The sequence below is a fragment of the Radicibacter daui genome (assembly GCA_030657355.1).
Classification (GTDB): domain Bacteria; phylum Pseudomonadota; class Alphaproteobacteria; order Radicibacterales; family Radicibacteraceae; genus Radicibacter; species Radicibacter daui.
On record CP131057.1, the window covers coordinates 369275 to 381670 of the forward strand.

General features: G+C 64.8%; 10 protein-coding genes. 3 read left to right on the plus strand and 7 right to left on the minus strand.

From position 1 onward, the window contains the following. The first annotated feature begins 66 nt into the window (after nt 1–66). Entirely contained in the window at nt 67–1182 is a 1116-nt protein-coding gene (locus QTL98_RS21485) for an alkene reductase (protein ID WP_445682863.1), read from the plus strand. A 62-nt stretch (nt 1183–1244) separates the two neighbouring features. On the opposite strand, the gene QTL98_RS21490 is transcribed toward QTL98_RS21485, so the two are convergent. From QTL98_RS21490 to argC, 7 genes are all read right to left on the minus strand, one after another. Then, nucleotides 1245–1715: a heme-degrading domain-containing protein gene (locus tag QTL98_RS21490; protein ID WP_445682864.1), complete on the minus strand. Its 471-nt coding sequence runs from the start codon at nt 1713–1715 to the stop codon at nt 1245–1247. 81 nt (nt 1716–1796) lie between these two features. Further along, nucleotides 1797–2186 (minus strand): type II toxin-antitoxin system VapC family toxin, encoded by a 390-nt coding sequence (locus QTL98_RS21495; RefSeq protein WP_445682865.1) that lies wholly within the window; start codon nt 2184–2186, stop codon nt 1797–1799. After that, nucleotides 2183–2428, minus strand: a complete 246-nt coding sequence (locus QTL98_RS21500) for an AbrB/MazE/SpoVT family DNA-binding domain-containing protein (RefSeq protein ID WP_445682866.1) — start codon at nt 2426–2428, stop codon at nt 2183–2185. Before QTL98_RS21500 ends, QTL98_RS21495 begins: the two co-directional genes overlap by 4 nt. A gap of 102 nt (nt 2429–2530) precedes the next feature. Further along, nucleotides 2531–5707 carry an error-prone DNA polymerase gene (locus tag QTL98_RS21505; protein WP_445682867.1) on the minus strand — a complete coding sequence of 1059 codons (3177 nt, stop codon included), beginning with the start codon at nt 5705–5707 and terminating at the stop codon, nt 2531–2533. Nucleotides 5708–5727: 20 nt separating this feature from the next. Further along, nucleotides 5728–7263 carry a Y-family DNA polymerase gene (locus QTL98_RS21510; RefSeq protein WP_445682868.1) on the minus strand — a complete coding sequence of 512 codons (1536 nt, stop codon included), beginning with the start codon at nt 7261–7263 and terminating at the stop codon, nt 5728–5730. Beyond that, nucleotides 7175–7993 carry an ImuA family protein gene (locus QTL98_RS21515; RefSeq protein WP_445682869.1) on the minus strand — a complete coding sequence of 273 codons (819 nt, stop codon included), beginning with the start codon at nt 7991–7993 and terminating at the stop codon, nt 7175–7177. Before QTL98_RS21515 ends, QTL98_RS21510 begins: the two co-directional genes overlap by 89 nt. 128 nt (nt 7994–8121) lie before the next feature. After that, nucleotides 8122–9066 (minus strand): N-acetyl-gamma-glutamyl-phosphate reductase, encoded by a 945-nt coding sequence (gene argC, locus QTL98_RS21520; RefSeq protein ID WP_445682870.1) that lies wholly within the window; start codon nt 9064–9066, stop codon nt 8122–8124. A gap of 227 nt (nt 9067–9293) precedes the next feature. Between argC and QTL98_RS21525 the strand changes: the two genes are divergently transcribed. Then, nucleotides 9294–10532: an MFS transporter gene (locus QTL98_RS21525; protein ID WP_445682871.1), complete on the plus strand. Its 1239-nt coding sequence runs from the start codon at nt 9294–9296 to the stop codon at nt 10530–10532. Between the two features lie 97 nt (nt 10533–10629). Next, entirely contained in the window at nt 10630–12309 is a 1680-nt protein-coding gene (locus QTL98_RS21530) for a sensor domain-containing diguanylate cyclase (protein ID WP_445682872.1), read from the plus strand. The last annotated feature ends 87 nt before the right edge of the window (nt 12310–12396 follow it).

A 12396-nucleotide genomic window follows, 5' to 3' on the forward strand; every position in this document is an offset into this window, starting at 1 on the left:
GCGACGCAGCATTCCGCCCATCTGCAAAAGCCTCAGGCATCCACAGACGAGCGGGAGTTACCCTCCGTGGTCAATCACAAGTCCCTTCTTTTCACGCCGGCCAGGCTTGGCGACATCACGCTTGCCAATCGCGTGGTCATGGCGCCGCTGACCCGCAGCCGTGCTGACGCTAACGATGCGGTCACCGACCTGACGGTCGAGTACTACCGCCAGCGCGCCAGTGCCGGCCTTATCATCACCGAAGCCTCGCCGATTTCTCAGCAGGGCAAGGGTTATGCCTTCACCCCGGGCATCTGGTCCTCCCGGCAGGTGGAAGCCTGGCGCCGGGTAACGGATGCGGTGCATGCCGAAGGCGGCAAGATCGTCATCCAGCTCTGGCATGTCGGCCGCATTTCTCATCCCAGCCTGCAGAAGGATGGCGCCCTGCCGGTTGCCCCTTCCGCCATTCAGCCGGAAGGCCAGGCCTTTACCGAAACCGGCTTCCAGCCCTTCGTCACCCCGCGTGCGCTGGACGTGAACGAGCTGCCGGGCATCGTCGAGGACTATCGCCGCGCCACGCGCAATGCGCTGGAGGCCGGTTTTGATGGCGTCGAGATCCATGCCGCCAATGGCTACCTGCTTGACCAGTTCCTGCGCGACAAGACCAACCACCGCACCGATACCTATGGCGGCAGTATCGATAACCGCATGCGTTTCCCGCTTGAGGTGGTAGATGCGGTGGTGAGCGTTGCCGGCGCTGGCCGCACCGGTATCCGCATCTCGCCGATCACCCCCTCCAACGATATTGCCGACAGCAATCCGGAGCCGCTGTTCCGCCGTTTCGTGACCGAGCTTTCGGCACGCGGCCTTGCCTATCTGCATGTGGTGGAAGGCGCCACGGGCGGTGATCGTCAGCTGCCCGGCGGTTTCGACACCACGACCCTGCGCCCGCTCTTCAAGGGCGCCTATATGGGCAATAACGGCTACGATCTGGCGCTGGCACAAAAGCAGCTGGAGACGGACGCCGCCGATGTCATCGCCTTCGGCCGTCCCTTCATTGCAAACCCGGATCTGGTCGAGCGTCTGCGCCTTGGTGCTCCGCTCAATACTCTGGACCGTGCCACGCTCTATGGCGGCAGCGCCAAAGGCTATACCGACTATCCGGCGCTGACGGACGCGCAGAAGAAAGCGCTGGTTGCCTGAGGCAACCGACCATCGTTGCATTTCAGAAAAACCCGCCGACTGATGCCGGCGGGTTTTTCTTTTCACTTCTTCAGATAGCTCCGCAGTACATCGACGATAAGGGCGTGATCTTCCAGCTGCGGCAGGCCGCTGACGGTAATGGTGCCGATAACGCCGGCGCCGCGCACGCCGAGCGGAAAACAGCCGCCATGGGCCAGGTAGTCGTCGGTACTGAGATAATATTTGGTGTTGAAGTCGGCGCCGCCGGCCTCGGCCTTGAGGCGCATATAGAGCGAGGCATGCTGGAAGCGGTTGGTAACCGCCGATTTGCGCCGCACCCACTCGGCATTGTCCTGCGAGGTGCCAGCAAGGGCGCTGTAGAAAAGAAGCTGCCCGTTGCGGCTGATGGCGATGACCACCCCCGCCTTGCGCTTCACTGCTTCCGCGCGCAGCGCCGAGCCTACTTCCCAGGCGGTGTCGGTATCGAATTGCTCGAACTGGAGTTCGGCTTCCTGGGCCAGGATTTCTTCCGACGTGAACGATACGGCGCTCATGTTTTCCTCCCCGATGATGCTGTCTCCGGCGTAGCGGGTCGGGGGGAGGCTTGTCACCTGAAATCCCGCGAACGGCACCGATCATCTGATAATGAAAATTTTCGCCCCGATGCGATCAGCTATGGAGCCCCACTGCCGGTCTGCAGTCCATGCAGGCAGTCCTTCCTGGAGGGAAAGTGCAAGACAGAACCTGTCGCCGAGGGACAGGCCAGCATCCGAGGTGAGTGCCCGTAAACGTCCGGCAAGGCGCGCCGTTTCCGTATCTGCGGCTAGAATGCTGAAAGGAAGCGGCCGGAGCATGGCGTCCACTTCGATTGCGGGCATGCCGGCATGAACAAAGTGGCTGACGACCTCGGCGTAATTGACGGCACTGATCCAGGCGTCGTGAATGACCCCAGCAACTTCTGCACCGCCGGGCTCTTCCCGGAGCATCGCCAGAAGTGCCGAAGCGTCGAGTATGACGCCGCTCATTCCCCACTCTCTGACCGGCGATTGGCCAGGAATGCATCGACCGAGGTTTCTGGTTTGTCCGCTGTGTAACGGCGCGCCAATGCCTGTGCGTGAGCGACTGACTGGGCAACCGTGCGCAGGATCAGGCCGTTGTCTGTTTCTTCAATTAACAGCGCGCCACCATTGGCGAGGCCAAGACGTTTGCGCAGTTCGGCGGGCAGGCTTAACCGCCCATTCGGGGTGATGTTGACATGAAAGGTCATTTTTTCCTCATTTTTACACATGTGCCATATTTTTCATTTTGTGGCACATAGTACGCCGCGTGGCGCATTGTGGCCATTCAGATCCAAAGGTTGTTGTGAGCGTTACCGAAAATCCCGCGAGCGGATGGTGAGCGGGGCGTCGCCGGCAAGGCCGGCATCGGCTTCCCGGTCAAGGCCATGCAGCAGGGAGCTGAGATCGTCGACCTGCTGCGCCACCACATGAATGACATCGCCTTCGATCTGCAAACGGCCATGGCAGAGGGCGAGGGTGGCGGCGAGGATGGTCGGGCGCTGTTTTTCAAACAGGGCAGGCCAGATGATGGCATTGGCGCAGCCGGTTTCATCCTCCAGCGTCATGAACATGACACCGCTGGCACTGCCGGGGCGCTGGCGCACCAGCACGATGCCGGCAATGGAGACAAGCTCGCCATCCTTGTGGGCTTTGAGTTCTGCCGCCGGCACCACGCGCCGGGCCTCCATCTCCCGCCTGAGCCAGGAAAGCGGGTGGCGGCGCAGGCTGAGGCCGGTGTGGCGGTAATCTTCCATCATCTCGCGCGGGGCCGGCATGACGGGCAGGGCCATGGCGGCAGGGATGTTATCCGGCGCGGCTTGCCGGTCATCGGCGCCGGCAGCGGCAAAGAGCGGCAGCGGTTCATCGGGCAGGCCCCGGATCTCCCACAGCGCCTCCCGCCTTGCCTTGCCAAGGGCGGGCAGGAACGCATCGGCATCGGCTAGATGGCGCAGGGCTTCCACAGGAATGCCGGCCCGCCGCCACAGGTCGGGAAGGTCGCGGAAGGGCCCGGCTTCCCGTACCTCGGCCAGCCGGTCGGCATGGTCCTTCGACAGGCCCTTTACCTCGCGCAGGCCAAGGCGCAGGGCGAAGCTGCCCCCGTTCTTGCGATCCCGGCCGGGCAGGGGCTCCAGCGTGTTGTCCCAGACGGAAGCGCCGACGCAGACTGGCCGCACTTCCACTCCATGGCGGCGCGCATCGGCCACGATCTGCGCCGGGGCATAAAAGCCCATGGGCTGGGAATTAAGGAGAGCGGCGGCGAAAACCTCCGGATGATGGCATTTGAGCCAGGAGGAGGCATAGGCCAGCAGAGCGAAGGAGGCTGAATGGCTTTCAGGGAAACCGTAGGAGCTGAAGCCTTCAAGCTGGCGAAAAATACTCTCGGCGAATTCAAGGCTGTAGTTGTTCCCGAGCATGCCGGAGATCAGCATTTCCCGGTAGTTGCCGATGGTGCCGGTGTTCTTGAAAGTGGCCATCGCGCGTCGCAGGCCATCCGACTGGGTGGCGCTGAAACCGGCACACACCATGGCGATGCGCATGGCCTGTTCCTGAAACAGCGGCACGCCGAGGGTTTTTCCCAACACCTCCTTGAGTTCGTCACGGCCCTGAAAATCCACGAGCGCAGGATTTTCGCGCCGGCGCAGATAGGGGTGGACCATGTTGCCCTGGATGGGGCCGGGGCGGACAATGGCGATTTCGATGACAAGATCGTAGAAATTCTTTGGCTTCAGCCGGGGCAGCATCGACATCTGCGCCCGGCTTTCAATCTGGAACACGCCGATGGTATCGGCCTTCTGGATCATGGCGTAGGTGGCAGGGTCTTCCGCGGGCACGGTGGCAAGTTCCAGCGGCAGTGCCTTATGGCTTTCCATCAGCGCGAAAGCGCGCCTCAGGCAGCCCAGCATGCCAAGCCCCAGCACATCGACCTTCATGAATTTCAGCAGGTCGATATCGTCCTTGTCCCACTCGATGGTCTGGCGGTTTTCCATCGCTGCCGGCTCCACCGGCACCAGTTCATCGAGCCGGGTTTCCGTCAGCACGAAACCGCCGGGATGCTGGGAGAGGTGGCGGGGAAAGCCCATCAGCTCGCGCGCCAGCTCCAGCGTCATCCTGAGGCGCCGGTCTTCAAGGTTAAGGCCGATGCCGGCGAGTTTTTCTTCCTCCAGCCCGTTACGGTCCCAGTGTCCGGCCTGGCCTGATAGGGCAGCAATCACATCCTCGCTAAGGCCCATGACCTTGCCGACATCGCGGATGGCGCCGCGGGTACGATAGCGGGTAACAACGGCGGTAAGCGCTGCGCGGTGGCGGCCATAACGCTCATAGATCCACTGGATTACCTCCTCGCGCCGCTCATGCTCAAAATCGACATCGATGTCCGGTGGCTCCCGCCGCTCCTCGCTGACGAAACGCTCGAAGAGGAGGTCGTTTTTTGCCGGATCGATGCTGGTAATGCCGAGCACATAACAGACGGTGCTGTTGGCCGCCGAGCCCCGGCCCTGACAGAGGATGTCTTGCGAACGGGCAAACCGGACAATGGCGTGGACGGTGAGGAAATAGGGGGCGTAACCAAGCCGGCCGATCAGGGCCAGCTCATGGGCGATCTGTTGACGGACCTTTTCGGGCGCTCCCTCCGGATAGCGCCCCGGCAGGTGCTGCTCGATCCGCCGCTCCAGCGTCTGCTGTGCGCTGAGGCCGGGCTCATCCTCCTCCAGCGGATACTGATAAGTCAGCTCATCAAGGCTGAAGGTGCAGCGGCGCATCACCTCGCCGGTGCGGGCAAGGGCCTGGGGGTGGCGGGCAAACAGGCGGGCCATTTCCTGCGGCGTTTTCAGGTGCCGGTCGGCAAAGCGCTCCTTGCGGAAACCGGCAGCATCGATGGTGGTGCCCTCCCGGATACAGGTGACGACATCCTGCAAAATGCGCCGGCGCGGTTCGTGATAAAGCACATCATTGGTCACGATGGCGGGCACGGCATGCTCGCTGCCCATCCGCTCCAGCGCTTCCAGCCGCTGCGCATCGCCCGGCCGGCGGCGCAGGGTGAGGGCGATGTAACAGGATTTGCCGAAAAGGCGCCGCAGGCGGGCCAGCTGGAAGGCAAGGCGTTCATCAGCCTCGTCCGGCACCAGAATGGCCACCAGCCCTTCCTGCCAGGCTTCCACATCGTCCCAGAAAAGCTGGCACTGCCCCTTGCCGGCGCGAGCCTTGCCGAGGGAGAGCAACCGGCACAGCCGGGCATAACCGGCGCGGCCCTCAGGATAAAGCAGCAGGGTGGTGCCGTCGTCCAGATCGATGCGGGTGCCGATGATGAGGCGCACACCCTGCTCGCGCGCGGCTTCATGCGCCCGCACGATGCCGGCTAGCGAATGCCGGTCGGTGATGGCAAGGGCGGCGATGCCCAGCAGTTTTGCCTGCGCAAACAGCTCCGCGCAGCTGGAAGCACCGCGCAGAAAGGAAAAATGGCTGGTGACCTGAAGTTCGGCATAATCCATCGGCGGATGCTCCCGGCCTCTCACGAAAAGAAGCCGTGCAGGAACCAGCGCATGCTGCCGGTTGCCTCGTCAGCGCCATCACCGTTGCGGAAGAGCCAGAAGCGCCGGCCCTCCTCATCCTCGACACAGAAATAGTCGCGCACGGCAAACCATTCAGCGTCATCCAGCCACCATTCGCCGAAGATGCGCTCCGGCCCGTCGGCCCGCTTCACGCGCCGGCGTTTGCCGCGCCAGGAAAAGAAGACGGGCGGCTGGTCAGGCAGCAGCGCCATGGTCTCGACCGGTTCGGGCCGGGGCAGCAGGCGGGCAGGGCGGGGCAGGGCCGCGGGCCAGCTTTCTTCCGTGGGAGCCGCAAGGGCGGGGAGTCTTGCAAGGCTGCGCTCCGGCACCTCGCTTTCCACCGGCGCGAGGCGATAGAGCCGCCGGATGCCGGGCCGGTTGGCAAGGCGGTCGATGAGGGGAGAAAGATCGGCCTTGCCCGCGACCATTTCTCCCGCAAGCCCTTGCTGCTGGCTGGCCTGCAGCGGTTCAGCAAGGCTGGCGACGAGCCGGGCCTGCTCGATGCCGAAACCGGGTTCGATCTGCTCGATCTGCCGCACCATGAGCCGGGTCAGGTGGCCGGTATCCCGCACAGAGCGGGCGGTGCCGATGCGCAAGGCCTGCAGACTGCCATCGACACGGGTCAGCAGCAGATCAAGCCGGCGGGCGCCAAGGGCGCGTTTTTCCAGTCCGCGGCACAGATCCTCCACCAGACGGGTGATGAGGGTGGCGAGAGCTTCGGCCGTCAGCACCGGTTCTGCGAGCGGCAGGGCGGCCTGAATGGACTCCCTTGGCAGAACCGGGGTAAGCGGTTCATCCCGCCGGCCATGGGCCTGGTCCAGCCGTTCGGCAATACTGGCGCCGAAACGCAGCGCCATCGGCGCCCGCGGCGCAGCCTCCAGAGCGCCGATGCTGGCAAGGCCGAGGCGATGGAGGCCGGTGATGGTCTCCGGGGCAAGGCGCAGGGCCGGCAACGGCAGCGGGGCGAGCGCCCGGCCAAGAGCGCCTTGATCCGGCGGCAGCACCAGCCAGCGCCGGCCGCCATAACGGGCGAGCGCGTGGGCCGCGCCGGGGGTGGCGGCGAGGGCAACGTGGGCTGAAAGGCGTCGGGCAGAAAGCCGACCAATCAGGTCCTGAACCAGCGCCTCTTCCCCCTGCTTGAGGTGGGCGGCGCCGGTTACCTCGATCCACAGGCCATCGCTGCCATCCACCTGCACAACGGGGCTGTAATGGCGATGGGCCCAGAGCGCCAAAGTTTTTAGCGCAGCGGCATCCCCTGCCGGATCCGCCTCCGCCACCACAAGGCCGGGCACTCGGGCACGGGCATGGGCAAGGGTAAGGCCGGGCTTGAGGCCCAGCCGGCGGGCAGCCTCATCCACGGCATAGAGCAGCCGGCTGCTCCCCTCCCGCCAGCTGAGCACGACAGGCTCAGCCGGTGAGGGCGCGGCGGATCCGAGCCGCCGCCGCAGCCGGTCCGTCGGCCAGTGCGGCAGGTAGAGCGAGACGACCCTGCGCATCGCAGGCCTCCATTTCCCACACTTGTGGTTCTGCCCCCCGGCAGCGCAGCAGTTCCACCCGCCAGCGGGCGCGGGCAAGGCCGATGCCGGGTTGGCCGGGAGCGGCGGGGGTATCCAGCACGGCCGGCGAGGGCAATGGGGCGATGCGCCAGCGTGTGGTGGCCGCCGTCGGGCGGGTGATTTCCTTGTCCATGAGGGCCGGTTTTGCCCGCAGCAGCACGAAGGCGAGGCTGGCAGTGGCCTCGGCGGCCAGTTGCAGGCGGCGGCCGGCCGTCATGGCAAGGCGCGGCAACTCTCCCACCACCCCGGCAAGCCCGCCATGGCCCAGCCCCTCTTCCATGGCTGCAAGGCGCACGGCTTCCTCCTCCGCCTCGACATAGATGACCCGGTCTGGGTGCAGCCCGGCCTGGGCAATGCCGGGGGCAAAGAGGGGGGCATGGGGGGTGGTGGTCCCGCCCGGGTGCGCCGGCGGCAGGCACCAGAGCACGATGCCGGGCCGCCGGGCGAGCAGGCCGGCGATGAAAAGTGCCGGCAAGGCACCGTCATCGCTGCCTTCGCCGGCGCCGCCCACCTCATGCAGCGCGCCGAGCGCCAACCCGCCGTCGGGCAGGTGGCCATCAAGCGCCGCCAGCCCGAACGGCAGCACACCGGCGCGGGGCCGGCCGCCGCGCTCGATCTGGCGCAGACGTTCCCGCAAGGCGTCGACGACTTCTTCCCGCCGCTGAGCCATGGCCCGGGCCTTACCTTTCTATTCCGGTTTATCTGAATATGTTCTCTATTTGTTCCAATATGGGCCGAGAGTCAATGCGGGCAAGTGGGGACTTGCCCGTGAGGGGAGAGCGGAGCGGAGAGAGGGGATTAGAGCTGCAAGCCCGCCGTTTCGGGGAAGCCCGCCATCAGGTTGAGATTCTGCACGGCCGCGCCGCTGGCGCCCTTGCCCAGATTGTCGAGCGCGGCGGCAAGACGCAGATGGCCGGTTTTGGGATTGGCGAAGACGAACAGCTCCAGCCGGTCGCTGCCGGCGGCCCGCTCGATGGTCAGGCCGGTCATGGCGGCGCTGTCGGTTAGCGAGGCCACGGTGACGAGCGGCGCACCAAGATAGGCTTCGGCCAGCGCTTCATGCACCTGATCGACAGTGGTGCCGGGGGTCAGCTGGCTTAGATGCAGCGGCACTTCCACGATCATGCCGCGATAGGCGGCCGTCTCCGCCGGGGCGAAGATCGGCGGCAGGGCAAGGCCGGCATGCTGCTGCATTTCCGGTACATGCTTGTGGGCAAGGCCGAGCCCGTAGGCCCGCAGGATGGTGGGCGGCTTTTCGCCCTGTTCGAACTCGGCGATGCGGGCCTTGCCGCCGCCGGAATAACCCGAAGTGGCGTTGATCGTCAGCGGCGTGGTTGCCGCCAGCAGGCCGGCCCGCACCAGCGGGCGGACCAGGGCAAGGAAACCGGTGGGATAACAGCCCGGATTGGAGACAAAACGGGCCCTGGTGATCTCTTCCCGGCGGGAGGGTTCGATCTCCGCCATGCCATAGGTCCAGCCCGGCGCTACCCGGTGGGCGGTGGAGGCATCGATATAACGCACCGGCAGATCGGCGCCGAGGGTAACGGCTTCCCGCGCGGCATCATCGGGCAGGCAGAGGATGGCAATATCGGCCTGCTCCAGCGCATGGCGCCGGGCCGCGCTGTCCTTGCGCTGCTCGTCCCCCAGAACCAGCAGTTCCAGCCCGTCGCGATTGCCCAGCCGCTGTGCAATCTCAAGGCCGGTGGTGCCGGCGCCGCCATCCACAAAAACACGCACGCTCATGCCAACTGTCCTTGCCTTCTTTTGCCGGCCAGACCTGCCGGAGACCCGCAAGATATGGGCAACACGGTCATCCTGCGAGAGTTTTTCCAGCCTGGTGTTTTTTGCTCCCTCTGCAATTTCCCCGGCGTGACGATGCGCCTTGCACAAAAAGCCCCCGACAAGCGACAGGTTGTATGCTCAACTGCCGCAAAGGCCGTCCGCCACCGACGGCGGCAGGGGGCAATGGCTTGAAAAGAAAGATTTTTGCCGGCTGGTTTGTCGTCCTCGGGGCGCATGTGCTGCTCGCCCTTATCTTTGGCGGCGCCTATTCCTTCGGGGCTTTTTTCTCGCGCCTGCAAGCGAGCTACGGTGCCGGCAATTTTTCGGTGGCCTCGGCTTTTTCGCTGAGTGCGCTCATCTACTATACGGTCGGCGCTTTTGCCGGCGCACTGGCGGACCGGTTTTCGACCCGGCTGCTGGCGGGCGGCGGTATCCTGCTGCTGGCGTCCGGATTTTTTGCCGCCAGTCTTGCTGGCAGCTCCTTGCAGCTTTTCATCCTGCTGTTCTGCTGCCTTACCGGGCTTGGTATCGGCCTTGTCTATGTGCCGGCGGTCACCACGGTGCAGCGCTGGTTCATCCGTCAGCGCAGCAAGGCCTCGGGTCTGACCCTTGCCGGCACGGGGCTTGGCACCTTTATCGGCCCGGTGGTGGCAGGGCTATTGATGCAGCATTTTTCCTGGCCGGTGACGATGCGGATCTTCTCACTGGTCATTGCCGTGTTCGGCCTTGCCGCCGCCTTCCTGCTGCATCCGCGGCCCGCCGCTCTCGGCCTGCTGCCGGATGGAGAGGCCGTGCCAGCCGACCCGGCGCATGTCCTTGCCCGGCCTGCGGCGGCGGGCATGGCTTTGGGAGAGGCAGTGCGGGGGGCAACCTTCTGGTGGTTCTTCGCCGCCATCCTGCTGGGCTCGGTCTGTCTTTTCCTCGGCCTTGTCCATATCGGCCCCTTTGCCAGCGGCCTTGGCATCGCCCCGGCCGGGGCCAATCTGCTGATCGGGCTCATCGGTGCGGGCAATGTCGGGGGACGGCTGTTTCTGGGGCCGGTCGGTGACAGGATCGGCGTTGTGCGGCTCTTGTCGATTCTGCTTCTCCTGCTGGCGCCGCTTAACCTGCTGTGGCTGTTCTCGGCAGCATTCTGGCCGCTGGCACTGTTTGCCGTGCTGTTCGGTATCGCCAATGGCGGCTGCATCTCTCTGTTTCCGGCTGTGGCGGCGGGCTGGTTCGGCACCGCCCGGCTGGGCGCAATCCTCGGTGCGCTTTACATCTCTGTCGGCATCGCTGCGCTTGGCGGTGGCAGCCTTGGTGGATTGATGGTGGATCTTTCAGGCAGTTACAGCCTGCCCATTGCCCTCGGGGCGGGGCTCAACCTGCTGGCGGCGGCCTGTCTTTTGCTGGCCCGGCGCAACTCAAATCTAAAGATGTATCCCTAAGAGCGCGGCTGTCGGGCCGATCGATACTTTTGAGAGCTTTTACAGTTGCCCGGCTGGGGCATAAATGACCCACGTCCTTATGCCAGCAAGCCCGGCCATGCGTCTGCCCGTTATCGCCATCCGTCCCCTGATCGGCCTTGTCCTCACGCTGTTCTGCCTCGTGAGTGTCGGGGCCTGTCTTGCGCTGACGGGTCTGCTGGCCGCCCGTCATGAGACGATGGAAATTGGCGAAGACCTCGCGACCTCTGCCGGCGTCATGAGCAGCAAGCTCCAGGAACGCATGGCCGCAAGGCTGCATGATGTGCAGCTGACAGCGTCCATCCTGCACACCGCAGCCGACATGAAGGCCGCCCGGCCGCTGCTCGACGATCTGGCGGCCCAGATGCCGGCCTATGCCTGGATCGGCGTGACCGATGCCAAAGGAACGGTAGAGGCTTCTACCGGCGGCATTCTGGAAGGCGCCAATGTCTCCGAGCGGCCGTGGTTTCGCTTCGGTTTTGTGCAGCCTTACCTTGGCGACGTGCACGAGGCGGTGCTGCTGGCGAAATATCTTCCCCCGGATCAGCCCGGCTCGCAGGAGCCGCTGCGTTTTGTCGATGTGTCGGCGCCGGTCCATAACGCCGCCGGTGAAACCGTCGGCGTCGTCGGGGCCCATCTGAGCTGGCGCTGGATAAGCGCAATCGGCAGCGTGCTGACCACGACAGGCAAGAGCGACGCGAGCGCGCTGCTGCTGGATGCTGCGGGCCGGGTAATAGCCGGCGCGCCCTTTGGCACGGAGCTTTCTTCGCTTGCCAGCGTAACCCGTGCCCGGGCGGGCGGAACCGGCTTTGTGCGGGAGATGCATCCGGACGGGCAGGATTACATGGTGGGCTACACCGTCTGGCAGCCGGACCCGGCGCTGGGAAGCCTCAAATGGATCGTTTTGGCGCGCGAGCCGGCAAGCCGGGCCTTCCAGCCGGTACGGCAGCTCATGCACTATATTCTTGCCGTTGGCGGCGCGCTGCTGGTGTTCGGCCTCATCGCCGCCTGGATGATGGCGCGGGCCATTGCAGCTCCGCTGACGGGGCTTGCCGCAGCTGCGCGTGCCTTGCGCGCGGGGCCGGATGCGGTCGCCACGTTGCCCCGCGCCTACGGGCTCAAGGAAGTAAGCGAACTGTCGCTGGCGCTGCGCAGCATGGTGCTGCGCCTGTCGGTCGTCGAGCGGCGGCACGAGCTGCTGCAGGAGGAAGGAGCCCAGAAAACCCGCCGGCTGGAGAGCGATCTCACCACGGCACGCCAGCAGGCCGATACCGATCCACTGACCGGGCTCTTCAACCGGCGTGCCCTGATGCGGGATGGCGCGGCGCTGTTCGACCGGCTGCGGGGCCAGCAGCGCAGCTTTTCCGCCGTTATTCTCGATATCGACCATTTCAAGCAGGTGAATGACCGTTTTGGCCATATGGTCGGCGATACCGCTATCCGCTTCGTCGTCGATGTTGCCGGCAAGTCCTGCCGCGACAGTGATCTTCTGGCCCGCGTGGGGGGAGAGGAGTTCGTCATTTTGCTGCCGGGCGCCGATCTTGGTGCGGCCGAAGAGCTGGCCGAACGGCTGCGTGAGCGTATCGAGCAGACATCTCTGGTGATCGAGGGCAATCATGTCCCGCTCACCATCAGCCTCGGCTGCGCCGAAGCTGCCGGCATGGAAGACCTGCAAGGCCTGCTGGACCGCGCCGACCGGGCGCTTTATGCCGCCAAGTCGGAGGGGCGTAACCGGGTACGCCGCGCCGCCGCCGTCTAGAAAATATAATTCGTTCAGAGAATTATCTCTGAACCCTTTTATTTGTAATGATTCTGGGTCTTAATCTGAGTGTCCTTGTATGCTTTG

Excerpts from the sequence above, each read along its gene's own strand:
- QTL98_RS21490 (WP_445682864.1), bottom strand. The coding sequence starts at position 1,715 with ATGAGCGCCGTATCGTTCACGTCGGAAGAAATCCTGGCCCAGGAAGCC.
- QTL98_RS21505 (WP_445682867.1), bottom strand. The coding sequence starts at position 5,707 with ATGGATTATGCCGAACTTCAGGTCACCAGCCATTTTTCCTTTCTGCGC.
- QTL98_RS21510 (WP_445682868.1), bottom strand. The coding sequence starts at position 7,263 with ATGCGCAGGGTCGTCTCGCTCTACCTGCCGCACTGGCCGACGGACCGG.
- QTL98_RS21530 (WP_445682872.1), top strand. The coding sequence starts at position 10,630 with ATGCGTCTGCCCGTTATCGCCATCCGTCCCCTGATCGGCCTTGTCCTC.
- QTL98_RS21495 (WP_445682865.1), bottom strand. The coding sequence starts at position 2,186 with ATGAGCGGCGTCATACTCGACGCTTCGGCACTTCTGGCGATGCTCCGG.
- argC (WP_445682870.1), bottom strand. The coding sequence starts at position 9,066 with ATGAGCGTGCGTGTTTTTGTGGATGGCGGCGCCGGCACCACCGGCCTT.
- QTL98_RS21500 (WP_445682866.1), bottom strand. The coding sequence starts at position 2,428 with ATGACCTTTCATGTCAACATCACCCCGAATGGGCGGTTAAGCCTGCCC.
- QTL98_RS21515 (WP_445682869.1), bottom strand. The coding sequence starts at position 7,993 with ATGGCTCAGCGGCGGGAAGAAGTCGTCGACGCCTTGCGGGAACGTCTG.